The 24583-nt window shown below is 61.0% G+C and carries 20 protein-coding genes, 1 tRNA gene and 1 pseudogene; 13 read left to right on the top strand and 9 right to left on the bottom strand.

Going from position 1 to position 24583, the window contains the following annotated elements; all coding sequences use genetic code 11:
• Positions 1–255: 255 nt before the first annotated feature.
• The 5 genes from AB4Z51_RS38980 to AB4Z51_RS38960 all read left to right on the top strand — a co-directional run bounded on the left by AB4Z51_RS38980 (position 256) and on the right by AB4Z51_RS38960 (position 3466).
• Positions 256–630: a hypothetical protein gene (locus tag AB4Z51_RS38980; RefSeq protein WP_343287586.1), complete on the top strand. Its 375-nt coding sequence runs from the start codon at positions 256–258 to the stop codon at positions 628–630.
• 384 nt (positions 631–1014) lie between these two features.
• Positions 1015–1191: a hypothetical protein gene (locus tag AB4Z51_RS38975; RefSeq protein WP_167768334.1), complete on the top strand. Its 177-nt coding sequence runs from the start codon at positions 1015–1017 to the stop codon at positions 1189–1191.
• Positions 1192–2031: 840 nt separating this feature from the next.
• Complete coding sequence (locus AB4Z51_RS38970) at positions 2032–2265, top strand: hypothetical protein (protein ID WP_244623504.1); 234 nt, start codon at positions 2032–2034, stop codon at positions 2263–2265.
• Positions 2266–2267: 2 nt separating this feature from the next.
• Entirely contained in the window at positions 2268–2486 is a 219-nt protein-coding gene (locus AB4Z51_RS38965; RefSeq protein WP_135217141.1) for a hypothetical protein, read from the top strand.
• A 122-nt stretch (positions 2487–2608) separates the two neighbouring features.
• Complete coding sequence (locus AB4Z51_RS38960; RefSeq protein ID WP_441499245.1) at positions 2609–3466, top strand: site-specific integrase; 858 nt, start codon at positions 2609–2611, stop codon at positions 3464–3466.
• A 74-nt stretch (positions 3467–3540) separates the two neighbouring features.
• Here the strand turns inward: AB4Z51_RS38960 and AB4Z51_RS38955 are convergent.
• Positions 3541–3616, bottom strand: a tRNA-Trp gene (locus tag AB4Z51_RS38955).
• Positions 3617–3767: 151 nt separating this feature from the next.
• Here AB4Z51_RS38955 and AB4Z51_RS38950 point away from each other — a divergent pair.
• Positions 3768–4991, top strand: a complete 1224-nt coding sequence (locus AB4Z51_RS38950; RefSeq protein WP_167768336.1) for a serine hydrolase domain-containing protein — start codon at positions 3768–3770, stop codon at positions 4989–4991.
• A gap of 5 nt (positions 4992–4996) precedes the next feature.
• On the opposite strand, the gene AB4Z51_RS38945 is transcribed toward AB4Z51_RS38950, so the two are convergent.
• The 3 genes from AB4Z51_RS38945 to AB4Z51_RS38935 all read right to left on the bottom strand — a co-directional run bounded on the left by AB4Z51_RS38945 (position 4997) and on the right by AB4Z51_RS38935 (position 8629).
• Positions 4997–6964, bottom strand: coding sequence for an AI-2E family transporter (locus tag AB4Z51_RS38945; protein WP_441499244.1), 1968 nt, complete (start codon positions 6962–6964; stop codon positions 4997–4999).
• Positions 6965–7091: 127 nt separating this feature from the next.
• Positions 7092–7859, bottom strand: coding sequence for an SDR family NAD(P)-dependent oxidoreductase (locus AB4Z51_RS38940; protein WP_441499243.1), 768 nt, complete (start codon positions 7857–7859; stop codon positions 7092–7094).
• Positions 7860–7930: 71 nt separating this feature from the next.
• A complete protein-coding gene (locus AB4Z51_RS38935; protein ID WP_166342291.1) occupies positions 7931–8629 on the bottom strand; it encodes a histidine phosphatase family protein in 699 nt (232 codons plus the stop codon).
• 134 nt (positions 8630–8763) lie between these two features.
• Here AB4Z51_RS38935 and AB4Z51_RS38930 point away from each other — a divergent pair, with 134 nt between their 5' ends.
• The 4 genes from AB4Z51_RS38930 (at position 8764) to AB4Z51_RS38915 (ending at position 12579) form a co-directional block, all read left to right on the top strand.
• A complete protein-coding gene (locus AB4Z51_RS38930) occupies positions 8764–9549 on the top strand; it encodes an SDR family NAD(P)-dependent oxidoreductase (RefSeq protein WP_028152877.1) in 786 nt (261 codons plus the stop codon).
• Positions 9550–10216: 667 nt separating this feature from the next.
• Entirely contained in the window at positions 10217–10981 is a 765-nt protein-coding gene (locus AB4Z51_RS38925) for an outer membrane protein (RefSeq protein ID WP_441499242.1), read from the top strand.
• Between the two features lie 847 nt (positions 10982–11828).
• Positions 11829–11963 carry a hypothetical protein gene (locus tag AB4Z51_RS38920; protein ID WP_275552148.1) on the top strand — a complete coding sequence of 45 codons (135 nt, stop codon included), beginning with the start codon at positions 11829–11831 and terminating at the stop codon, positions 11961–11963.
• Positions 11964–12099: 136 nt separating this feature from the next.
• The gene (locus tag AB4Z51_RS38915; RefSeq protein WP_441499241.1) at positions 12100–12579 is read left to right on the top strand and encodes a hypothetical protein; all 480 of its coding nucleotides are present in this window, start codon (positions 12100–12102) and stop codon (positions 12577–12579) included.
• 74 nt (positions 12580–12653) lie between these two features.
• Here the strand turns inward: AB4Z51_RS38915 and AB4Z51_RS38910 are convergent, their stop codons facing one another.
• The 4 genes from AB4Z51_RS38910 to AB4Z51_RS38895 form a co-directional block, all read right to left on the bottom strand.
• A complete protein-coding gene (locus tag AB4Z51_RS38910) occupies positions 12654–12950 on the bottom strand; it encodes a hypothetical protein (protein WP_135217109.1) in 297 nt (98 codons plus the stop codon).
• 1319 nt (positions 12951–14269) lie between these two features.
• The gene (locus AB4Z51_RS38905; RefSeq protein WP_135217110.1) at positions 14270–14557 is read right to left on the bottom strand and encodes a hypothetical protein; all 288 of its coding nucleotides are present in this window, start codon (positions 14555–14557) and stop codon (positions 14270–14272) included.
• 2693 nt (positions 14558–17250) lie between these two features.
• Positions 17251–17637, bottom strand: coding sequence for an H-NS histone family protein (locus AB4Z51_RS38900; protein ID WP_135217113.1), 387 nt, complete (start codon positions 17635–17637; stop codon positions 17251–17253).
• A gap of 576 nt (positions 17638–18213) precedes the next feature.
• Entirely contained in the window at positions 18214–20649 is a 2436-nt protein-coding gene (locus tag AB4Z51_RS38895; protein ID WP_441499240.1) for an autotransporter family protein, read from the bottom strand.
• Between the two features lie 643 nt (positions 20650–21292).
• On the opposite strand from AB4Z51_RS38895, the pseudogene AB4Z51_RS38890 reads away from it, so the two are divergent.
• Positions 21293–21597: pseudogene (locus AB4Z51_RS38890) on the top strand (SOS response-associated peptidase); the annotation flags it as partial.
• 824 nt (positions 21598–22421) lie between these two features.
• Here the strand turns inward: AB4Z51_RS38890 and AB4Z51_RS38885 are convergent.
• Positions 22422–22832, bottom strand: coding sequence for a hypothetical protein (locus tag AB4Z51_RS38885; protein WP_441499239.1), 411 nt, complete (start codon positions 22830–22832; stop codon positions 22422–22424).
• Positions 22833–23301: 469 nt separating this feature from the next.
• Here AB4Z51_RS38885 and AB4Z51_RS38880 point away from each other — a divergent pair, with 469 nt between their 5' ends.
• Positions 23302–23493, top strand: coding sequence for a hypothetical protein (locus tag AB4Z51_RS38880; RefSeq protein ID WP_028153650.1), 192 nt, complete (start codon positions 23302–23304; stop codon positions 23491–23493).
• 195 nt (positions 23494–23688) lie between these two features.
• Positions 23689–23817, top strand: coding sequence for a hypothetical protein (locus tag AB4Z51_RS38875; RefSeq protein WP_275552149.1), 129 nt, complete (start codon positions 23689–23691; stop codon positions 23815–23817).
• Positions 23818–24583: the final 766 nt, after the last annotated feature.

The following is a 24583-nucleotide window of genomic DNA, read 5'->3' as shown; positions in this document are numbered from 1 at the left end:
CCAACACCCCGCTTTCCTGCAAAATCGAATACTACATCAAGACAAATTCTGCTTATTTCTCAGATCAATCCGCATTCTTCACGGACGACGATCAACGCAGGCGGCAGCACACTCCGCCGCGTTGTTGCTCGCGAAATAGCCAGAGCCTGCCAGAATTGGTTAGCAGGTTGTTAATCGTCGTTCAGCACGCTCGCGATCAGCGCTGCCGATCAGCCCCCCAGCCACAGGTAGCGCAAGCGATGGCCGGCGGCAGTGATGCCCGCCGGCCATTGTCCACACCCACAAGCCGCAGCGTGTCGACCACACCGCGACACGCAAGCAATTGACAATTTGCCGGACTACCGAACGAAATTGATCAACGAACGCCCCTACGCCGATCCGGAAGCTGCTGCGCGCAAGCTCATCGAGCTTGCCGCGGGCATCGAGCCGATTAGCGGCCGCATTCACATCGAGAAAATCAATTCTCCCTTCATGTCGAAGGGCGGCTGTAACGGCAGCGGGCCCGAATTCGGCGCGGGCATCAGATACGCGATCGAGAAGGGCTGGCTCGACCTTCACGAGAGCGGCACGTACGTGACGCTGCTGACGCTGGGCAAGGAACTACCGACGAGCGAGGACCTACCTTCGTGAAGTCCGCTTTGCGCTCGGGAGGATACGTTAGGACAGGCATGGATGCATGTCGGCTTACGGCCAAGAACCGTGAAGGAGGCCGCCAACTGAGGTGCTTGCTGCCGCAACTCTCTATCGGGTGGCCATCCACCAGTTGTTCGGTGCGCGCCTTGGCTTCTATGTCAATCTCGCACGCGAGATCGACGCGATCTGGATATGGCCGTCTTGTCCGAGGGCGTGTGTGAAATCGCCAATGTCCTGGCCCACAGATCGGTTTGGTTGCGATGCGAAAACCGAAATCGCCCCTCGGCAAAAGATATTATGCTCCATAACAATGTTCGCTCTGACTTAATCGAGCGAATACGGTCCTCGCCCCTTTGTAGTAACGAGTTCGGGGCCCCGCCAATGACCGGTTTCCAAGCCAAGCTGGAACGTTTTGAAAGCCTCGCAGCCGAATGCGAGTTGATTGCCAGACGATCGGATGGAAGTAACCGCGAGCTGTATCTGCGCGCGGGCCAGCACTATCGCGGGCTGGCCAACGACCTTCGTGCCCTTATCGCATCGTTCGACGTCGCTGCGTAAGTACCCGCCTCATTTTGTAAGCTTCGGATACTCGCGGCGAAGCAAAAAGGCCGTCTTCCACTGCTCAATGGCGGCGGTGACGGCGGCGCGCAATTCGTCATCAGTCGGGCTGGTCATCAGTCGATCCCAATGGATCGCCTCAGCTTGGCGCCTTTTGGAGCGGATGCAATTGAACCTTCGATGTGCCGGTTGAGGGTTGCAGCGCGGGTGGCAACTGAGCAAATAACTTCCCGCTCGTCCTACTAGCTCGCCCCCGCTGCTTCTGAAAGCGCTGCAAGCGAGCGTAAACCGCTTGCCGGGTGCGGCGTAGCCGCTCGCCGACCTCCTCAGCAGTGGCGCCAGCGGCAAAGAGCGAGAGCAATTCCGCCTCTTCGTCAGCCGACCACGGACGCGTCGATGTGCGATCGTTCGTCATTCGCGATCTACAACTGCTAAATGCGCGGCGGCGCTGGCCGCCGCGGTGGGTCGGGAAAGCGAGCCGGCCGTTCTGAGCGCGGCGGCGCCGGCAAACGGCTGGGCTCAGGCGCGCGATTACCGCGCGTCATCCACGCTGCTAGACGAGCGTAGCTTCGCCTGAGAGCTGGAACTAACCAAGCCGCCGATGCGTCCTCGTGATCCATGCCGCAGAACAATATCCATGAACCATTTAGGAAAGATTGCCGGCCGTTCCCGATCCGTAACTGCTCGTAAACGATGCGATGGCAACAAGCGGCCACGGAAACCGAACGCCCGCTTGAAACGATACGTCAAGACATCGCGAAGGTGTCGAATATCCTATGACCGAAGCTGGTCTGAAAGAACTTAGCCGCCTCCGATAACCAAGGGTGGGAAACGACGAACGTGTCAAAGGCCATGGAACTAATTGTCGCTGGCTACGTGAAAGTACAGGACCGACGCGCTCTGGCCGACTTGCTGGCACATCGTCGCAAGGTGCGCGCCCAGCTGCAATCCGTGTCGGGCATCAACCCAGAAAACGCGGCCAAAGCAATCCAAGAAGAATTGGCGTTGATCGAAGCCGGCCTCGAAGAACTTAACCCCCCGCCCGGTTCGCTGCCTGAGAACGAGTGGAGCTAGCGATGCGCGTTAACAAGATCAATTGGGACAAAATCGGCCGAGCGACCGTGCCCGGTCGATACAAGTGCTTTTTCGGATATCTGACGGTCACTTCCGAGGACATTCAGGTATGGACGCGCTACCCCGATGCGACGTTCACTTTGACCGCGCAGCCGACGACTGAGCAATCGGTCGCTGAAGACTACCGCCTTGGCGCGTTCGACATCGGCGATCGTCAATAATAGGCCCGTCGTGCGACGCGGCCTAAGGACTGAAGCATTGCAGCCCCCAAAGGATTTGCCACGCAGGGTCGGTTGGTTAGGGTGTACCGTTCGGCGGCCCTTTGCCAACTCAGGAGATGAAGGTGGCAAAAGCTTTAATTTCAAAGGCGGACCTCGAACGCATCGCGCTTCAGGACAACCACGTCCACCGCTGCTTCAATTCGTCCCTCTCGACCGCCGAGCGCAAAGGCATAATTGCGAGCAATCCGATGGCCCGGATTGAACAGCTGCCGTCGGCCGGTGAAAGCGATCACGGCTTAGCCTTGGACGAGGCGGACCTCAAATCACTGGTGACCGGCTTAAAGCCCTCGGCCACGATGTATGTGCCTGTCGCGGTCGATGCCTCGACTGGTGTTCGCCGCAACGAGCTTCTGGCCTTTCGCTGGGCCGACTTCAGTGACGGGGCAAAGACCCTCAAAGTGGAGCGCGCTCTGGAGATCACCAAGAAGTTCGGGCTCCGGTACAAGCCGCCGAAAACATGGCGGGGCAAGCGTACGATCGCCCTCGATGACTGCACCGTGGCGCTGCTGGTCGCCGAGCGGGAAAAACACCAGCGGATCATGGCGGGCATCCCTGACGGCGCGGAGGTCGACCTGACCCTGGTTAAGCTTCCTGACGACGCCTTGATTTTCCCGGCGAGGCCGGGTGCCGGCCAGGATTTTGACTTTGCCAAGCCGAGGGATCCCAGTGGCTTTTCGAAGGCCTTTCGCCGGGCCGCCGACGCCCTTGGGTTCGCTGGGTTCGAGTTTCACCACCTTCGGGGCACCCACGCCACCCTACTCCTGGACAAGGGCGTGCCCGTGCACACGGTGGCGGAGCGCATCGGAGACGATCCCGCAGTGCTTTTACGGAACTATGCGAAGCGCAAACGGAAGCAGACCGCCGACACATCCGTCGCTACGGTCATCAACGACCTATCCGCGGGAATCTTTGGATCCTGAAGCCGAATGGGTCCTGAATGGGTCCTCGTTCGACGTCTGTTCGGAAGCCTACGCAGCTAAGTTATTGAATTAGCTGGCAGGAGTGGCAGGGCTCGAACCTGCGACCCCCGGTTTTGGAGACCGGTGCTCTACCAATTGAGCTACACTCCTACGGACCCTCGCGTCGCCACGCGGATCAGGGGCGCTTTCAAGCACAGGGGACGGCTGGTTTGCAAGGGTGAAGCGCGCTGGCTTCGCTTGTTTGTGCCGCGCCTTCTGGGCCACAGTTCATTCCCGAAATAATGTGCCCCCGGGAGTGAAAATGACTGCCACAGCCGCCGCCCAAGCCGCCACCGCGCCGAAAACCCCGCCTTTGCCCGAGGCCAGGCCGGAAACGCTGGGCCTGTCGCGCCCTCGTCTCCAGGCGATGTCGGACGCTTTCAAGCGCGAGATCGACAAGGGAACCATTCCCGGGGTGACCGTGCTGGTCGCCCGGCGCGGCCAGGTCGGCTGGTTCGAGGCGCTCGGCAAGCAGAGCCCGGCGGGACCTGCGCCGATGGCGCTTGATTCGATCTTCCGGATCTTCTCGATGACCAAGCCGATCGTGTCGGTCGGCATCATGGCGCTGGTCGAGGATGGCCACCTCCTGCTCGCCGATCCCGTCGCCAAGTTCATTCCGGAGTTCGCGGACCAGAGGGTCGGCGTGGTCAGCGGCGGCAAGCTGGAACTGGTTCCGCCCCGGCGGCCGATGACGGTGCAGGACCTGCTCCGCCACACCTCTGGTCTCACTTATGAGCACCAGGGCGACGGCCCCGTGCACAAGCTCTACCAGGAGTCCCGCGTCCGCAGCCGCAAGATCACCAATGCCGAGCATGCCGCGCTGGTGGCAAGCTTCCCGCTGGTCTGTCATCCCGGCGACGAGTTCAACTACAGCCGCTCCACCGACATCCTCGGCCGCATCATCGAGGTCGTCAGCGGCAAGTCGCTCGGCGCGTTCCTCACCGAGCGCATCCTCGCGCCGTTGCAGATGACTGAAACCGCCTTCTCCACCAGCGAAGCCAATGCCGGCCGGCTCGCTCAGCCGTTCGAAGCCGATCCCTGGACCGGCGACAAGGTCGCGCTGTTCAACATGCTCGAGCAGCCGGTGATGGAGTCCGGCGGCGGCGGCCTGGTCTCGACCACGATGGACTATGCCCGCTTCGCGCTGACGCTGCGCAACGGCGGGACGCTCGACGGCAACAGGATCATCGGCCGCAAGACGCTGGAGCTGATGGCATCCGATCACCTCGGACCGCACGTCGTAACCAACGGCACACTCCTGTCGCCGGGCCACGGCTTCGGCCTCGGCTTCGCCGTGCGCCGCGCGGCCGGCATCGCGCCGTTCCCCGGCAGCGTCGGCCAGTATTTCTGGAGCGGCATTGCGGGGACGTTCTTCTGGATCGACCCGAAGGAGGATCTGTTCACGGTGTTCATGAGCCAGGGCCCGGGGCAGCGCGACCACACGCGGACGCTGGTGCGGGATCTGGTTTACGCGGCGGTGGAGTAGCTTTTTCAGGCACGCGCCATCAAGACAGGCTTCTCGAGAGACGGCGCGGCGCCGACTTGGCTTTGCGCCATGGAGACGACGATTTGCGCCGCCTCTCGCAGCGAGGTGGCAAACAGATCGGCCTTCGCCGTCTCACGCAGCTCGTCGATGTTTGCGACTCCTTCCGCCCAGCACCCCACCATGATGGACGCTCCCGGTAGCTTGCGGCGGAGCCGCCGCACCGCATAGCGCAGATGCGCAGGGGTTGTGATGCCGATATAGCTCAGGCAGACCAACGCCACGCCTGACGTATCGAGGCGAAAAATATTGGCGGTCGACAACGCTTCCGGGCCTTCGACACGGCTGCCCACGCCATGCGCGCGGCACAGTTGCGAGAGCATGATGGCAGCGGCCTCGTCGAGCATGGTTCGACCTCCAATGCAGAGCACGGCATTTTCGCCGCGAAATTGTTCCGCAAGAGCCGCTTCATCAAGCACGGCGATATCCGGCTGGTCATTGGCTGGCGCGACGGCTTCGACGGCATCGGCCGCTTCGGCATCCGCGGTCCGCTCGTTTCCGACAGGGTGGCCATCCTCCTGGTCTGAGAGATCGTCCACGAACTCAACCACCGTATCGCGGATGCGCACAAGCCGCGTATTGTCGAGGGCAGCGCGATCAAGGTCCGACTGGGCCAGTTGAAGGCCCTTGAGGGCGACTTCATCGTAATAGGCCGAGAGCGACCTCTCCTTGAGAAACTCTTCGGCCTTCTCGGCGGCCTCGGTCGGATCGCCAGCCAACATGCGCTGATAGAAAATCTCCGGAGGCGAAAGCGCCGGGCGATCGCCGAACATGACGTCCAGAAAGGACAGCCTTTCAACGTGGCGGCCCAGCACGACCAGACATACGGTGAGAGGCGTGGCGAGAATCAGCCCTATCGGTCCCCACAGCGCCGTCCAGAAGGTCGCGGAGACGACGACAGCCACGGGCGAAAGGCCCGTGGTGCGGCCATACAACAGGGGTTCGACCACCTGTCCGACCAGCGGTTCGATGACGAAGAAAAGTGCCGCGGTCCAGGCCAGCATCCACCAGCCCGGGTCGACCGCCACGGCGAGCGCGAGCGGAAACGCTGCAGCTATGATCGAGCCGATATAAGGCACAAAGCGCAGCACGGCAGCAAGAATGCCCCACAGCGCCGCGCTGGGAATTCCGATCAGCCACAGGCCGGTGCCAATCAGCACGCCGAAGGCCGTGTTGAGCATGAGCTGATTGAGGAAAAGTCGGCTCAAGCGAGCCGCGGCGTAGTCGAGTGCCGCAGTCGTGCGTTGCAGATCGTGGGAGCCCGCCAGCCTGATCAGACGGTTTCGAAGATCCTCGCGCTGAATCAGGATGAAGATCACAAAAATGACGATGATCCCTGTCGTTGCCAGCGGCGACACCAGGGGGGCGATCAGCGAGCGCAGGCTCTCCAGCGCACCGGGATCAGGCTGCAAGACCTTCACCGGGACCGGCTTGACGTCGGGGTGGGCCGGGGTGCCGGAAGTCAGCGGATTGGCTGGCGCAACCGACTTGGGCTTGTCCAGTTCCTTGCCGAGATCCTGAAGCATCTCGGCGGCACGCTCGAGCGTGGAACTGCCGCCTGCTACGCCGCGCACCGACTGGATCTTGGACAGAATCGTAGCCTGGTACTTCGGCAGATCGCCGGCCAGGCCGTTGAGCTGCGTCGCGATCACACTTCCCAGGGCGAAAATGATGGCGAAGGCGAAAAGCACGACACCGACAACGGCCAGCGCCCGCGGGGCGTGAAGACGCTGCATCAACCTGACGGGAGCGGCGAGGACAAAGCTCAGCAGAATGGCGAGCGCGACGGGAACGAAGATTTCCCGCCCGAGATAGAGAGCCGCGATGATAGTGATGCTCAGGATCGCCGCGCCCACCGCGACAACCATTGCGGAGACGTCGTCGGGAGATTGCGGCTTGATCACCGTGGGGATCATCTGTCTCGCTTTTGGCCCTCGTCTGCCGTGCTGTTCAACGTTGAACGCGGGCTAACGAGCCGGAAAGTGGTTGGTTCCTCGCCCGATCGGCTCGCCCAACCACCTTCCCTGCACCGGCGCGAGCGCCTCAGCTGATCGTCGCGCCGCCGTCGATCACCATGGTCTGGCCGGTCATGAAGTCGCCGGCCTTCGAACCCAGGAACACAGCTGCGCCGGCGATCTCGTCGGGGATGCCGATGCGCAGCAGCGGCGAGCGCGAGGTCGAGGCCTTCAGATTCTCCGGATTGTCCCAAAGTGCCTTGGCAAAATCGGTCTTGATCAGGCCGGGCGCAATGCAATTCACGCGGATGTTGTGCTTGCCGTACTCGCAAGCGAGGTTGCGCGCGAGCTGCATGTCGGCGGCCTTGGAAATCGCGTAGGCACCGAGGATGGTCGAGCCCTTCAGGCCGCCGATCGAGGAGACGATGATGACCGAGCCGTCCTTGCGCTCGATCATCTGCGGCACCACCATCGAGATCAGCCAGTTGTTGGCGACGATGTTGTTGTCGAGAATCTTCCTGAACTGATCGTCGGAGATGCCGGCGAGCGGACCGTAATACGGGTTCGACGCGGCGTTGCAGACCAGCACGTCGATCTTGCCGAAGGCGCGGTTGCTCTCGTCGATGAGGTTTTGCAGATTTTCCTTCRACGAGATGTTGGCGGCGATCGCGACCGCCGTGCCGTTGCCGAACTTGTCGTTGATGCTCTTCGCCACCTGATCGCAGACGTCGGCCTTGCGCGAGGAGATCACCACCTTGGCGCCGTGCTCGGCCATGCGCTCGGCGATCGCAAGCCCGATGCCGCGCGTCGATCCCGTGATGACGGCGACTTTCCCCTTCATGTCGAACAAGGTCATGCTTCTCTCCCAGAGTTATGATTTGATTTGGCTTGAAGCTTACGCCGCGTCTGCACGAGCGGACAATGGCGTCAGGCGAGTTTCTTGACTTCCGGCCCCGCCAGCTGATGCATCTCGGCGTGCGCGTCATCAGCGATCCACGGCTGCTGGTTGACCATCGGCAGTCGCCAGACCGAGCGTTCGGGGCTTGAGAAATAATCGAGCCGCGTGATCGAGCAGTTGTCGATGTCGAACGACAGTGCCCGCTCTACCTGGCCGTCGAGTGCGAGGCCGATCGCCGCCTTGATGGTGCCGCCATGCGCAACCGCAATCACATCCTGCCCGGCCGCCTCGTTGTTGATCCGCTCGACGGTACGGCGTGTGCGGTTGTAGAGATCCATGAAGCTTTCGCCGCCAGGCGCGGGCTCGTTGATGTCGGCGAACCAGCTCGAGCCGACGGGGCGGCTGGCGATGAACTGGGCGCGATTCATGCCCTGCCAGCGGCCGAGATTCTGTTCGGCCAGGTCTGCTTCCCATTTCATCGATGCGGGCCTTGGGAAGCCGGCCGCCCAGATCGCTTCCGCGGTCTGGTGGGTGCGCATCAGATTGCTCGAATACCAAACCGCCTTGCGTGGCAGCACCTTGGCAACAGCGTTGAACACGTAGGTATCGCTGGTGTCGCAGGCGAGATCGCTCTGGCCGTAGATGTTGCCGCCGTCATTGCGCACCGGCGCATGACGGACCCACCACCACCGCGTCGTGACCACTTTGGGCTTGTCTGTGCCTGTCATCGAAACTCTTCCATCCCGTTTGATGTCGCTGTACGTCAGGTGTGAACGTGTCTCAAGACACTTTACCGTTTGAAATCTTGTTTGAAATTCCGTTGCGCGGCAAGCGTCGCGCAGCATACCAAAGGGAGAAACGCATGGGCCGTCTGCAAGGCAAATCCGTCATCATCACCGGCGCCGGCAGCGGCATCGGCCGCGCCGCCGCACTCCTCTTCACCAGGGAAGGCGCCAAGCTGATCGCGGTCGACCGCACCGAGGCGGTGAAGGAGACCGTCGACGAGGTGAAGAAGGCCGGCGGTGTCGCGGAAGCCATGGTGGCGGACGCGGGCTCCGAAAAGGACGTCATGGCCGTCATCGACAAGGCGGTGAAGACGCACGGCCGGCTCGACGTGATCTGGGCCAATGCCGGCGTCTCCGGCGGGCTCGTGCCGCTCGGCGAGCAGACCGTGGAACAGTGGCAGGAGGTGCTGCGCGTCAACCTGATCGGCCCGTTCCTCGCGGTGAAGCATGCGATGCCGCACATGGTGAAGCAGCAATCCGGCGCGATCGTGCTCACGGCGTCCGTCGCGGGCCTCAAGGCCGGCGCCAGCGGACACCCGTATGCGGCGAGCAAGGCCGGCGTGATCAGCCTGGTGCAGACCACGGCGTATTCGCTCACCGGCACCGGCGTGCGCATCAACGCGGTCTGCCCGGGCCTGATCGAGACCGGCATGACCAAACCGATCTTCGACCGCGCCAAGGAGCGCGGCACCCAAGACAAGATCGGCCAACTCAATCCGCTGAAGCGCCCCGGCCAGCCGCACGAGCTCGCGGCGATGGGGCTGTTCCTGGCCAGCGACGAAGCATCGTATGTCAACGGCCAGGCGTTCCCGGTTGACGGTGGTTTGACGGCGTCGATGCCGTATACGGGCAAGCCGGTTTAGCACGCGCTCTCTCGCATCCCGGACGCGCTGCGTCCGGGATGCAAGACCGGTGTTTTGGCGCGCAACTGCCTCAACATCGTCATTGCGAGCGCAGCGAAGCAATCCAGAATCCCTCTGCGGAGGCAGTCTGGATTGCTTCGTCGCAAGAGCTCCTCGCAATGACGGAGTGTGGGGTGACACGGCCGCTTCATCATACGCATCTTCATTGCGGACACACCCTCGCATCCTCGCGGCTTGTTTCGCCCGAGCTTTGCTTGGTCGCCTCACCCCCAATTGAAAGAGGGCGCAGGGAAGAATTCATGAGCAAAAAATGTAGCTAAATCAATGCCATGTGGTTGTTGTGTTTACATTTGTGTCGCGATCCGGTGACGGTTCGGCCGCGAAAATATTTATGAATGCCTATGAACCCCTGTGGATGGCGATGAAGGCTGGCGGCGGTCTCCCACCAGTGCACTGAGTGATTTTGCGCGTCTCGGGCAATCAGGGTTATGCACGCCAGAGGGCTTTTGGTTCCGCTAAGTCCTTAAGGGACATAAACAATTTGAAGATGTGATCCGAAGCGAGTGTTGCAGCCCGGCTACAGCAACCACGGGGCGAACRAACTACTGTTGATTCGTCGGGCGGGGCTTATCGCCCTATCGAACTGCTTTCTGAGGAGATTACTTGTATGAAAAAATTTCTGGTTGCTGCGGTCGGGATGATGGCCGTTGGATTGTCCGCTCCGGCGTCGGCGGCTGACTTGGCGGCGCGTCCGTACACCAAGGCACCGCCTCCGATCGTGGCACCGATCTACGACTGGACCGGCTTCTACATCGGCGGCAATGGTGGCTGGGCGCAGAACCACAACTGCGTGGATTTCCTTGACGCGGCCGGCGTAGCCGTAGCTTCCGGCTGCCGCGATCGGTCCGGTGGCGTCATCGGCGGCCAGCTCGGTTATCGCTGGCAGGCCAGCCAGTGGGTGTTTGGCCTGGAAGCCCAGGGCGATTGGGCGGATCTCAGCAACCAGCGCGTCAGCCTGATCGATGCTTCGCTCTCCACTCGCACCAAAACGAGTGCCATCGGCCTCTTCACCGGCCAGATCGGCTACGCCTGGAATGCGTCACTGTTCTACGTGAAGGGCGGCGCGGCGGTGACAGACAACCGCTTAAGCGTCATCGATAATGCCTTCGGCACCGAGCTCGCCGCGCAAAGCGCTACCCGCTGGGGTGGTGTCATTGGTGTTGGATACGAGTATGGCTTCACCCCGAATTGGTCGGTGGGTGTCGAATACGACCATTTGTTCATGGGGCACCGGAATAATTCGTTCACGGTCGCTGATCCGCGACTTGCCGCCTTTGTGAACGACCGGATCACGCAGGACGTGGACATGGTCACGCTGCGCTTCAACTACCGCTTCGGCGGTTATGGCGCCCCGATCGCAGCGCGTTACTGATTTCCTCCAGCGAACCTAAGCCCCGGCGTCGTCCGGGGCTTTTCTTTATCTCTCGACAACGCGGCGGTCCCGCTTAGGAAAAAGCCGGTAGGACACTCAGGCGGTGCAGACGCCGATAGCGCCGAGCATCTGCCTCATTGAGGATCAGGTCGCGATTTGCATGGCGCGGGAAAGCCTGCGCACAAGGGCAATTGAAAGGCGCCGCAAGGTCATCGATAATCGATGCGGGTTCGAGCCTCAGCCCGAGGCCTGGCCTTAACAACCTCCAAGCCCCGGCCTGACCCAAACCCCAAGGCCGGGGTTTTTTTCTCGGCTGCGCGAGGCCTTCGCCGGTGTCCTCTGAGCCAGGCAATCGCCTTGGTCGACGCTGTCGGTGCACAGCGCCAGGCACGGATGCAGCCGGCGTCAGCAAGCCTTGTCGGTGCGAGCCGGTGCGACCGTGGCTTTGGAGTTCGAGGTCATACGGCCACGTTTGCGCGGCGACCGCCGCAACCGACCGTTTCGAAACGCGGCTGATCAGTGCGCAAGCGGCCGTGCGAACAACCAGCGAGCCATCGCGGATCGCGGTGTTGTTGACGGCGTCGAGCCGTGCGGTTTTGTGGTCGACGCGGTTCACGACACTGCGCACGTCGCGCAGTTCGGGTCGCATCTGTAGGTAAGATCGTTCATGGCAACACCAGTTCGTGCGGCGCGAGGCCGTTGATGGAAATTCTTGCTGCCAGTTGCCCGTGGCGTCAGCACCGGCGTCCCGATGCGCGCTTGTTCGCGAGCGGACAGAGTCCATCGCCTGGTCGGGCACGATCGCAAGGAGGAAACGATGCCGCTGACACCTCGACAAAAGCAGTAGTTGCTGCTCGTCGATCGCCAATATGACGTGGCGAAAATGGCTGCGGCGATCACGGCGGTGATGTCCGAGAACGAAACCGCGACGCTGCTCGACTGCGAGATGGCGCTGCGCGACGCGGCGGCATGGTCGTTTTAAATTAATATGCGCGTTTAACCGTGAATTGTATTTTCGATATTAGCGACGTTTAGAGAGCGGTATCCTCAGCGCCGATTAAACATGCTGTTCCTTGAAGTGCCAAAGCCAGCGCGGGCCACGGACAGAGGATTGGCGCATGATCAAGCCTTCCACAGATGGCCTGTTGTTCTTTGAAGGCCGAGAATTGCGTATTGTCGCATATGGCGTTAGCCGGACACACGCTCAAGTCCATGCGGATGGGCTCGGTCTTCTTCCGATAAACTTCTACATTACCTTCGACGGCTTTCTTACAGTTGCAAAATGTCRGCTCGTGTGGAGATGGCGGCACGATATTAGTGTCGTCTTTTCCAGAGGGACGAGGATGGCGCGGCAAGCGCTTAAAGGCCGGAGACCGGCAGATTCAAATCCGTCAAGTTGGCGGATTTACCCGCAAGCTCATGAACGCGCATGCACCGAAGAGCAGTGCTTTCTTGCCACCAAACTCGCGATCGATCCACGGCAGCCACTTGCCGTGCCCGGTGATCCGCTTCGCATCGGTCAGGCACCACGCCCGATCTCGATGATGTCGCCAACCACGCGCTTGCCGAGCGCACGCATCACGGCGACATATCGATGAGAGCGGCACGCGCGAAAGCGGGGACAATAGAACAAGTCCGTCATCCCCGCCCGCCCGAGCCAGGAGCGTCGAAACTAATGGCCCGAACGCCCTTTAGTTCGTGACTCACATATACGATGCACTGTTCGCCCGTCGTGCTCAAGCCGCACGAAACCGTTGGGCTTCGTCGAGAGCCCCTCACGCTCCGTCCCGGGCGCGGAGCTCCCCTCGCGAAAGCCCGCGATGAAATGGTTCGAGACGTCCGGCGGCATGATGCGGCAAAGGTCGTAATACGAACCGCTCATCACCGTCGCGCGTTCATACGACGATGCAACGCGCGCCCAGCGGCGGCCCGCATCCAATCCGCGCTGACGTTCGTGAGTCAGTTCCATAGCTAGCCCCGCCTCGAGGGCCCCGGTAAGACRGACCCGACCCGCCTGCCACCTTCCCACACCTCCATCTCATATTCATCAACTAGATCGCGCGCGATTGCGAGCGCGGTGGCGTCCTTGCTGCAGCGATGAACCTTCGGCGGCGCCATGACGCCCCGGTCCTTGTTTAATTGATAGATTCGATATTCGGGCATCAAGCTGTTCCTCTGCAATCCGCAGAAGCAAACCCGATGCCAAGGATCATCCGACGCAAAATTCACAACGGGTGCCGAAGCGATTCGCGCGGACGTGGCGAAGCGAAAGGTCTTTCCTCATTAATAGGAAAAAAGCCCGGCAGACCGCCGGGCTTTCGCTCGACCGGGACGCACGTCCGAATCCCCGCCGCGCGGTCATCGAAAACCCAAAGCCAGCAACCCTTGGCACGCGCTGCTTAGAGTCGCACCACACAAGCAGCGCGTAATGGGCAGAGGCAGTCCGGCAGGTGGTGGACAACCATGAAAAAGCCGCCACGCGACTATGTTCGCGCCTCGGTTTGAATCGATGATGCGCTAGTGTACCAGCCGTGCTCGCACGGCGACCAGCAAGGACCGTCAGCGGGTTTGGTAACGCATCCTCCTGGCGGCCTTTCCTCGTAGAAAATTCTCTATTCGTGCTTTCGTGCGCAGCGCCGGTCTGAACCTGCTTTTGGCACAAACTGCACTTTTCATACGTTGTGATTATGCTCTGCTAGGTGCGGGCGCTTCGCCGAAGCCTTGTCAATCCAGCGCCGGGGAGCGCGCCGGCCCCGGCGCGCACGGTTCTTTTACGCCGGGGCCGTGTCGCGTGCTGCARGCCTACGACTGCAGCGATCGATAGCGGGGTTATGAGAAGAGAACTCGGATGAACGGGTTATCCCTGCCGACGCTGTTAACGTGGGCAATTGCAGTGGCAGCACTTGCGGTGTTTGTTGCGGCCTACGTGCCTTGGTAAATTCTTTCGCCGGATACATCATCGGACGCCGCAATGCAGTTTGTGCCGCGCTTGGACCGCGAACAACTTCCGGCCTGAATTTACCAATTTTGCTTGCACTGCGTTAGGGCAGCACTCATTGGTTCGGTGCAAACCTATGTTGAAGTGACGGGAGGTCTTGAAATGATCGAGCGTCGTGCTGCAAATGCGCCGCGCAGTGAGCCCTCAAGCGAGTCGAAATTGATCGGCTCGCACTCCACTGCGTCAAGGGGCTTCCCGGCGCGCATCCTTGCATTGTGAAGAACCTCCACGACCGGGGCGCCGGCCTCCGCGCGGCCTGGTTACCTACACCCGCCAGCAACCTTGCGCTTTCATTCAGTGGTTTTCAAACGAGCATCCATTGCCGCGTCGTCTGGCGATGTGGCGATGATCTCGGCGTCGAGTCTGTCGACGGCAAGCAGGATGTGCTGGCCCCGCACTAAAGAATTTCCGACGCGGGCCGCCTCCACACAATGCCACACCCCGGCGCCGAGCTGCACGCTTTCGCCGAGACGCCTGAGCCGCCGCAGGCCGTCCGCGACGAGATTTGCGCGGTTGCTGCCCAAGGCGAAACGATTACCTCGAGTCGCCATCACATCGGCGAGCTGAGCGGCGGTCATCGGACCCGCCTCGCGCAGGACGGCGAGCGCGGCGCGGCCGTGATGGATCGCGCGGCCGTTAGAGCGCAATAAACATAATCCCGATCATGACACCCGAGAACAGGCCGGCCGCGACGACAAGCGTGGACAAGATACGGTCGAACAGCATGAGCGCCTCCGTGAGGGCTGATTCGCACGCACACTAGGGTTGAGTTTTTGCCGATTAACACCACTTTCGGTGATTCCGCTGGCGGCAATAGGCTTTCCGTTTTCGGCACGCACAATGGCATAAATTGCCCTTGCCGCCGGACGGCGGAGCGTCGCAGCTTTGATATTCTTGCTGCCGACGGATGTCCCACCTCCAATGGCTCTCTTCGTCGGCGGGGAGCGAGGCGGCTCCGGCGCCATTCCAGCCCCCAGCGCCCCGGCGCTGGAGCCGACCTCACGCAGGCCACCAATGAGCAATTTCGCCCTTGGCTTCTTGCTCGGCCTATGGACCGGCGGCGCTATGGGTTACGTGATTTGCGGCGTGCTCTGCAATTCGAGGGACAGCAGGCAGGACTGACACGGGCTTGTCCGCCTTTCGTTTTTGCACATCGCAACGAATGTCGTGCCGGCTAGCCGGCTTTGATCTCGGCGCAGGCGCAAAAGGTCAGATTCCCGCTAAGCCCAATTTTGGTGATTTCGAAAACGAGGTCTGGCGCTGCCACGATGCCTCCACGATTTCGCAAATCACTTGAATCTTACGCTTTATTCCGGAGGTTACAATTCGGGTTCACCACATCATGGATGCGACCAGCGCGACGCCAAGCGCGGCTGTAATCCAGACCCGCGATTGGTAAATCCAGAACCGACGGCGGGTCATGACGCTCTCCCCTCGATTGAGGAAGCCGCTCGACCGCAGCGGTGCCGGTTGATCCAGATCAATGAAATGAAACGCGGATCACATTCTGAAAAGCAGGAAAGCGAGCCGCACCACCGGCAGCATGCCGACCGCAACTAGTTTGCGCGCTCGTCGTTCTGATCGACTGATCGAGATGTCGCTTCGCGCAACGCCTCCAAAGCATTGCGCGCGTGCTTTGCAGCTCTACTGTTGCCGGTCTTTTCGATCACTTCGAGTGCCCAGACCAAATACTGAATGGCGGACTCGGCGTTAGAATTGCGGCGACCGGTCATTGCGACTGTTTATTTCAATCTATTTTGTTCGCCACTTGATGCGCATTGATTGAAATGCGGGAAAGCCCACTGGTCAAGTGAACAGTTCGGGCGGCGCTGAAGGGAAATCATGGATGCCTCTGAAGCGCGACGGCAACCAGCAGCACCGGCAGTATGCCGACCACAATGACTGCGATACGAAAGAGCACTTCCGACATGGCGCAATCATGGCAAGTAACCGTCCACAATCAGCTCAATTGCGCCTGCCATTGTCAGCCCTCACCAGCGGCAATGATTACCCCACTCGCCTTAAACCAAGCCAAGTTTCGGGGATATCCAGTTACAGCACGCAATCACGTGCCCCGAGCGCGTTCAAAACAGCGCCTCTCCGCAGATTGTGCCCTGCTCCTGTCAGATGCGATCCTACTACGAGACCGAGACGTCTTAAGGTGAGGAGCGCAACGGGGGCACACAGCTCAATAGAAAGTCCGGCTCCCAATATCGCAATGGCGCGTTGCTCATCCGCGTCGAGATCAGCCCATGAAATGCCTTCCATTGCGCGCCTCAAAGTTGTTCCTGGCCGGTATCTAAAAATTAAACGCGTGCCTKATTTGCCGCAGCATGGCGATGGCCCCGTCGGTGTACCGGCCGTTGGTTAGGTATTGATCCAGTTGCGCTACCAATTAGTGCCACAACTGCCACCGTGAAACCCTTAAACATTTGGCCTCTCCCGCAAGAGATCGCCAACCGGGCGTATTTCAAGCCGTTTTCTGAATGCCGCACCGCAAAATGGCGGCCTGTTTGTAAGATGGTGGCAGCCACCGATGACCAATTGCTTAACCGGCAAAGCGCCTATTGAGGCGGCTCGCGCGCCTCAGCAGGCTATCCTCCTCGATGACCTCTCGATCTGGTGGGTAAGATAGCGTTCAGCACTCGCATGTAGGCAATCGCGTTCCGTTTGCAGAAATCCTCAAGTGCTTTGCTGAGCGAGGGATTTCCGCCAGCGATATAGGCGGCGCGAAGTGTGTTGACTTCCAGCCAATCCGCATCCGTGAGGCCAGCATGGTCGGAGACCGCAACGGGATCACGTTCGGGAGACACCTCTAACCTCCGCTATTCCACGGCCAACCGCAGCTTGGCTCCTTCTCGTTCAGCCAGAGGAGTGCCTCGCGCGCTTCCAAAAATGTGGCCCGCTCTTGCGCCGACCTGATTGAACCTCCGTCGGTGACGTAAAGAACGAATTCGGTTTCAGTTCGAAATAATATCTCGCGTCCAGTGCACTCGGTCAGAGTATCAACATCGATGAACTCGAATTTCCTCGAATGAACCATCTGCATTTCAGACGGCCTCACTTTTCACCGTACCTCGCGCGCCCAACGGACCATCGTCGCCGTCGCAGGCTGGCTACAACCTCATCGGTGGTGGGCGATAAACGAGATGCGCGTGCTTCCTCTCGGCTCGTGCCAACGGCTTGGGTGTGGATGCGCGGCGCGGGGACAGTCGGTGGCTGCTCCGCGCCACTTTTAGCACGAACCGCGCCGCCTAGGGCCGCTCCTGGCTCAGTGACGTCGGGTCCGATCGATCAAGAAATCATCCAGCTGTCTGCCAGCTTGAATTTGCGGCCCCAGCCATCGGGGTTGCTTGCCACGGCCGGACCAAATCTGCATTGGGTTCTCCGGATTTCGATACTTCGGCGGAACGGGAGGGTAAGGACGTCGCGACCGACCAAGGTCCGATATGTTGTCGGCTCCTTGAAGCTGACGTAGCCGTTGCTCGAGCCTGGCTTTCTCCGCCTCTAGTTTTTGTGTGAGCTGAAAAGCCACCTCTTCATGGATCTCCCACAGTTCATCTGTGGACCTCGATTTTAAGTCGTCACCTCTCACGGTACGCCTCCGTTTTTTTGGCGGGCGTCGGTATTGGACGGCACGCAAGTATTGGACAATCATCAGTTCAATTGGCTGGTTTCTCCGAATGTTAAGCGTCATATTATAAACTAAAGCGTGTGTGGAGAGCATTGTTCTCTGGTACAATGAGCGGCGTGATCGCCGGGCCTGTGGAACAGCCGAGCCCGCAATTGGTTGCGCGCATCACGCCGCAGCGCGGTCCTCTTTGTCGACCCCGCGCACGACGATCCTGAGCGCATCACCCGGCAATGGCCGCTGCAACGCCTTGACCTCATCCCACGGCGCGCGCATCCACACTTCCCGCTCCCGCACCTGGGAACCGCTCCAGCGACCGAGAAGGCGGCTTGATCAAGATCAACGCCGCCGCGCGACTGCCGCCAACGATGGCACATGACACTTGACCCGAGACAGGCGTCCATCATCGAAGCAATCGCGACTGGCATTTGTTTCGGTCTAGTCGCCTACTTCGCCTACCTCCTGTTTTCCTTTTTGACGACAGGATGAAGGCTTAACGCCACTCCTCCTCACGCTCCCCGGCGCACCGCCGCGCTGGCCGGGTTCTTCGACTTGAGCCAGGTCATCATCTGATGTCGCGCGAGAGTTCAGCCGCAACAACCTTCACCACGCATATCGCATACCAGCGGCTCCTCGGACGCCGTCGCGTCTGCCTCCGTCGGTACCGCCGACGGAGAACTGGTAGTCGGCGTTGGCATAGACGCTGACATTGGTGTTCACGTTCACGCTCAGGCCCCCCCCCAGTTGCAGGCGCGTTGCCTGTTCCAGCAGCGGCACCAGATCGACGCCGGAAAAAGTCGTCGTCGCCCGCGCTCCCCAGTCACGCCACAGATTGGCGCGCACATAAGGCTGCCACACCTGCCCGCTGTCGCTGACGATGGTCCATTTGCCGCGTAGGCCAATTCGCCCGCTGGCGCCTGACGTCGTGCCCAGCGCGACCGCACCCAGGCCGTCATTGGCGTCGTCGAACGACACATGTTGCCAGACGACCTGCGCCTGCGGCTCCAGCACGAAGCCCGGTCCCAACACCGGCAGATGGATCGGATAGCCCGTCTCCAGCGATGAGAGGAAGCCGAAGCCGGTGGTCCCAAGCCTGGCGAACTGAGTGGATGCGGAGCCCTCATAGTGCGTCGCCTGCGCTACCGCGTCGACGTACCAGTCGCCCGGGCCGTAATGCGTCCAATAGGCCGCGCCCGACCAGGCATCGAGATTGAGGCCGCCGGTGTGGCGAAGCACATAGTTGGTCGCCGCCTCGTTGGTGACGAGACCGTTCACGTCGACATTGGCATTGGCATATCCGACATAAATGCCCACTGCATCGCGATGGCCCGGTATCCATTCGCCGCGCCACAGATCGATACCGCTCTGAAAGCCCAGTACCTGGCCGGAGGCGCGCGGATCGGCGAACGCCCTGTAATGGTTGTCGATCTGTTGGCCGAGGACCCGGCCCCAGATCGATGGCCCCCAGCCGGTATTCAGGCAATCGGTTGGCGCTTTCACCGGCGCCTTGCGCCAGATCCCGTCCCGCCTGTCGCCGTCGATTACGCATGGCGTCCCCGGAATTGCGTTTAGCGAAGTATCGCCGGTGCGCTCGTGCAAGGTACCGAGCGTCGTCATCCCCAATTGCCGGGCGATCGGGTGGACCACGCCATAGGTCGCGATCTCTGGCCCGATGATCGGGAAGAGGCCCGGCGGCAGCGGCTGCGGCGGCGGATCGGTTGGCAGCGACGGCCCGATCGGCACGAGCGGTATCGACGGATCGATCGGTCCGACGATGAAGCTCGAGCGGAGGAACCAGTCCTCAGGATTGCTGCCACTGAGACCGCCACGGAAGAGGCGATAGTCGAACGCGCCGGCGCGCAACTCGCCGCCAGCGAGCGTAAAGGCGCCGGGTGCTGTCGTGCCGCCGTTGATCGCCTGTACTACCTGGATGCCATTCGCCACCGTCTCGGCGCCGGGGCCGCCGGCATTGGTGATGCGCAAGAAGGAATTGCCGATCGCGCTGCCGCCATTGATGACGAGCCTGTCCGACCGCGAACCGTCAGCGCCGAGAAACGTGTTCATCGCGATCGTTCCGCCAATCCCGATGTAGCCGTTCGTCGTCAAGATCGTGCCCGGGGCAGTGCCCGTGCCCATGTTCACCAGACCGCGGTTGGCGAGGCTGAGTACGGTTTGGTTGAAGCCATCGAGATCGAGCGTTCCGGCGGGCGCCACCGCCACTGCCGAATTTGGGCTGAACGTGTTCGCCGCGCCTGCTCGTAACGTGCCCGCGTTGACGTTCGTCGCGCCGAAATAGCTGTTGGCGGCGATGAGCATGGTGGTGCCGGCGAACACATTCACGGTGCCGGTGCCGCTGATTGCTGGTGCAAACAGGTAGTCGGCGGACGTGTGATTGAAGTTGATCGCGCCGGCGACAGTGCCAAATGCGACGCTCGGGGTGTTGAGCGTGCCGGGCGCAGCCGCTGGGGCGCTCGCGCCCGCGCCGATGTTGAGCGTTCCAGTCGCACCGGCGTTCGCCGCGATCGCAACAGTAGGCGCGGTAACGACGCCGCCCTCCGCGATCGTGAGCGTGCCGGTGCCCAAATTGCCAATGTTCACCCCCGAACTGTTGGTCCAGGCCGATCTCGCGCCGGCCACCCTCACCATACCCAGCGAGCCTGCACCATTGCCGATGTTGGCGGTGAAGGCGGTGTTGTTGACAACCATTCCACCGTTTGTGATCGTGAGCGTCCCCGTGCCAAAACTCCCGATATTGAACCCGCCGCCGGGACCGATGTTCAAACTGGAGCCAGCGCCTGTTACCGTCACCGTCCCGGTCGAGCCGGCAGCCAATCCGATGGAGACGCCGCCACCACTGTTCACCGTGCCGCCGTTTTGGATAGTCAGCGTGCCCGTGCCCAATCCGCCAACCACGAGATTACCAATGTTCGTCCATGTGGAGCCGACGTCGGAAACGGTCGCCGTACCCTGTGAACCCGGCAAATTRCCAATAAAGCCGCCTATGTCGGCCAACGTTCCACTGTTTCGGATGACGAGCATTCCTGTCCCGTTTTGCCCGACGGCAAGATTTAGTGCTGTTGCTCCCGCGCCCCTGACCTCCGTCGAATTTGGGGTCACCGTGTCAATGTTTGCGCTGGTCGCCGTGTTCGGAACACCGGCGCTCCAATTTAGAGGGTTAAACCAGCCATTGGAGAACGCCCCGGTCCAGTTGGTCTGGGCGTGTGTCGACACCGGAGATGCCGTGAAAAGCGCGATTGCCGCCAGCAATATGGATGAGACAAACTTGCAGCTGGCGCGTGCCGGTGAAGTCGCGCGGCGGCGGGCTCCGATGGACCACGGTCGATCACGCCGCACATCAACCTCCAGCCCCACAGCCAGCGCAGTTGCGAACGAGAACTATCACAATCGTGACTTGAACCGCCGCAATTGTGGCGATCGCGGGTGCAGTTCATCTTTCCTGGTGGCTGTTGCGCTCCTGCCACGCGAAGGGCCGATGCCACGGGCCGCGCCCTGGGACGATTTGGGCTCTGGCCGAACTGGCCCGGTCGAGAACACGGACGGGAAAACTGGCCGCGGTTAGATTTCAGCTCAGGGGCTTCCTTACTTTTGCGGTCGGCCTTCCCGTCCTCGGCGGCGACGAAAAGTTACCGGCGTAAGCGCTAGCCGTTTGCGTCATCGTCGTATCTGGACGACGGTCGACGGTGAGCGCGGCACGAAGTCCAAGCCGGTGCCGGGGCCGCATCAGGTCTATGGTTTTCTCACAACATCACCGAACGCGGTGGTCGGGCCGATTTATCCGAAGGCCATGCCCGTGATCCTGCTCACCGACGAAGAGCGGGACGTGTGGATGCGCGCACCGTGGGACGAGCGAAGGCACTTCAAAGTCCGCTGCCAGACGATGCCCACAAGATCGTCATGCGCGGGACCGACAAAGAGGATCGCGCGGTGCAAGCGCAACTCAAAATCCTTTCCTTGAGATCGATATAGAATGAATGACCACGATGGCCTCGCCTGGCTTCATCGAATCGTGCCTGCCGTCGAAGGTGGAGCGGCCACCGTCCGGCCCGCTGTGGGTCCACGAAGTCAAGCAGGATGGCCACCGATTGTTGGTGGTTCGGGGTGGATCGCGCGTCCGCTGCTCTTCGGTCAGGCAGCCCCGCACACGCGCCGGATGGCCGCCTGTGCGCTTGGCGTGGCTTGCCCGGTGTCCTGTGGCCCGGCACTGGCGGCGCGCTGTGGGGCCTTCCCGGGCTCGCGCTGAGGCGGCCCGGTTGCCGTGGTTGACCCGAATGAACCGACTACTTTTTTTGCTCGGTGGTGGTTGTGGTGGTCGGGGTGCCGTGGCGCGCGTCCCGTCGCTCGTCGCGTCCTGTGCGCCGGTCTTGACGCCGCTCTGTGCGAGCGGTGCGGCGTTCCTGGCGGCGTTGTGTTCGCCCGCTTCGCCGCTCCTGACGGCGCTCTGTCCCAGACATCGGCGCGTCTGCGGGCGGCGTCGCGGGCGTGACCGGGGCGGCGGTCTGAGCTTCCGCCTCTGACACCGCCAAAATCGCGGGCGAGGCCACTAGCGCAAACACAGCCGCGTATCCAAGGAAAGCGAGCGTGCTGCGACGACAGATCAGTTTCGGCTCCGAACTTTCACTCATCTTCAAGCTCCCGGTTTGTTTGCTGCCTCGTGAGCATGTCCCTCAACGTCGAGGGACTGGCTGTTGATCTAAATCAACCGGGGCGTGGCTTCAGCCCGTCCGCTTCGTGCCAGCAATGTCATCGGAACTTTATGGGCGCGATTGAACGCCTGAATTGGTAGTTCCCAATCAGACCGCCACGAGCAACTCAAAAGTCGCCGAGTATTGGAGACTTCGGTTGCCAACAAGTGCCGTGAGATCAATTTGGGCAGCATTGTCGCAATAGGTGCCGTTAAATCCGATGCCAACTGTTCCCTTTCGCGCCATCGGTCGCATTATCGGGGCTGGGGTGTGTTCGTCATTGGTAAATTCACCTTTCCATTTCCCGTTGGAGCAGGTGTAGGTGCCGACAAAGTAAAAGAAGTCGGTGCCACCGAGCATCGCCCCATCGCGCAATATCATGACGCCGTCAGCGCCACCATCGACACCGTCCCGCGCTTTCGATCTATAAACGTATAGTCCGTTTCTGATCATCGCTATTCGGTGGTGACCAAACCAGTCAGGTTCGCTTTCTTCGTTTGGAAAGCCCTTGGCCCGCATTGATGCATTACGGCTTATCTCAGTCCCACTGACGAGATGAGCTCTCTCACAATGCGTATTGGCAAACCGCCAACATTGATCCACATCAACGGGCGGGGTCCAGTCATCATGGAGTTGCGCTGAAGCGAACACCCATCGCTGATGGCTGCCATCGTGTCGCTGCCATGCCATGTGATCGGTAGGCTCGCGGAGACCGTCGAACGATGGTCGTCCCTCCGCAACGGCCGCCAAGGTACTACCGAGAGCGCCCCAACGCGCCGGGACCGCGCGGCCACCCGGTTCAAGCGTATTTGCAATCGCGCATTCCCGAATTTATTTGTACGGATCGTACACAAATGGCCGTGCGCCATCTGGCGCATGAGTACGGAAGCCGTGATCTTCATGGATTGGAACGCCGGGTCCGGCACGAGGTTGATGGATTGCACACCATCGCGGCGGCGCTGACCGCGCGCTGGATTGGAGGCAGCACATGATCATCGTGGACGAAGACGGCGAGATCATCGCCACAGCATCCGATGACCATACTCTAATCGGCGGCCACCACCGCCTCGCAGTGGCGGCCAGCCTTGGTAAAAAACTGTTCTGGCGACATACCGGCGAACCAGTGAAGCTTGATAACTTCTTCAAGCATTATGGAAGTTCTCTTCGACATTCAGCCTAAGCCGCTCGCCGAACGTATCGTTGTTCAGGCACATCGCGATGGTCGTCATCGCGGTCGCGCTACTTGCGGCGTGAGCGTTCGACCAGCTTGGCGCTCAAAACGGTGATGTGAGCGCCAGCAACGCGATCCCGCATGCGCGTTGACTGCGCTGGCGCTGGTGGCAGAACTCGCGGCTTCAGCACCCGGAAGAAGGCCATGATGGCGGATCGCGTGAGGAGCCCGGCCTATGCCGTGCTGCGAGCATCGTCGGGGCGCGCGCCCGCTGCCGATGATGCCGCAGCCGCAACCGGCGACCAGCGGGCGATGGTGGCAATCAGTCCTTGATTTGGCTAAGTAAGTGGTCGGCGTAGGTCCGCGTAGCGAATGCGATCACGAAGCCCGCCTTTAGCGGGACATCAAATTGGAACTGCAACTAGGCGATACAGAGCGGGAGACGCTGTCCCTAAGAGCAGTCACGCCTCGACGTTTAAGGCATCACTTGCCCCGCCGCTTGATCGCCCACAGCCGGTAGGCGGCACGCCATCCACTGCAATCTGTAGCGGCTTGCCTGTCCGTCTTGGCTGGGCGGAGCTGCTTGCCCTTTGTGCTCCACGCGATATTCTGTCGATAGGCTGGGGGGCCTTAGAATGTTCGATGTGTATCTGAACACCAAGCGTGATCTGCTGGTTGTGCGCAATGGTCTGCCAATTCCTCTTCCTGACGCGTCAGGCAGATGGCGTAAAAAGAAAATAGTGGCGAGCGTCAGCGAGGACATTAAGCTCGCCGTTGAGAGGCAGGGCTACTACATGCGGAAGCTAACGGACTTCAACAAGTGTTAGTCCGCAAAGCGCATGTGCAACCTTGTCTGATTGCGGTTGCTGGCACAAGGGTTCAGCTCGTTACTGACAGCCTGCGAGGCTCGCTCTTGTCTACGAGGTCGACGTTCATAGCCGCCTCACGATGGTAGTCCGAAGATCGGGAGCTGCTATCTATTAGGCGCGTGCTGCAGGCACAGAGGTTGCAGCGCAGTCACCCCGACCTCGTCATCTATTAGGCGCGTGCTGCAGGCACAGAGGTTGCAGCGCAGTCACCCCGACCTCGTCCTCGCAGG

It is taken from the genome of Bradyrhizobium sp. 2TAF36 (assembly GCF_052114925.1).
Lineage (GTDB): Bacteria > Pseudomonadota > Alphaproteobacteria > Rhizobiales > Xanthobacteraceae > Bradyrhizobium > Bradyrhizobium barranii.
Note: the sequence above shows the minus strand (reverse complement) of the source record. Positions and strands in the feature narration are given on the sequence as shown.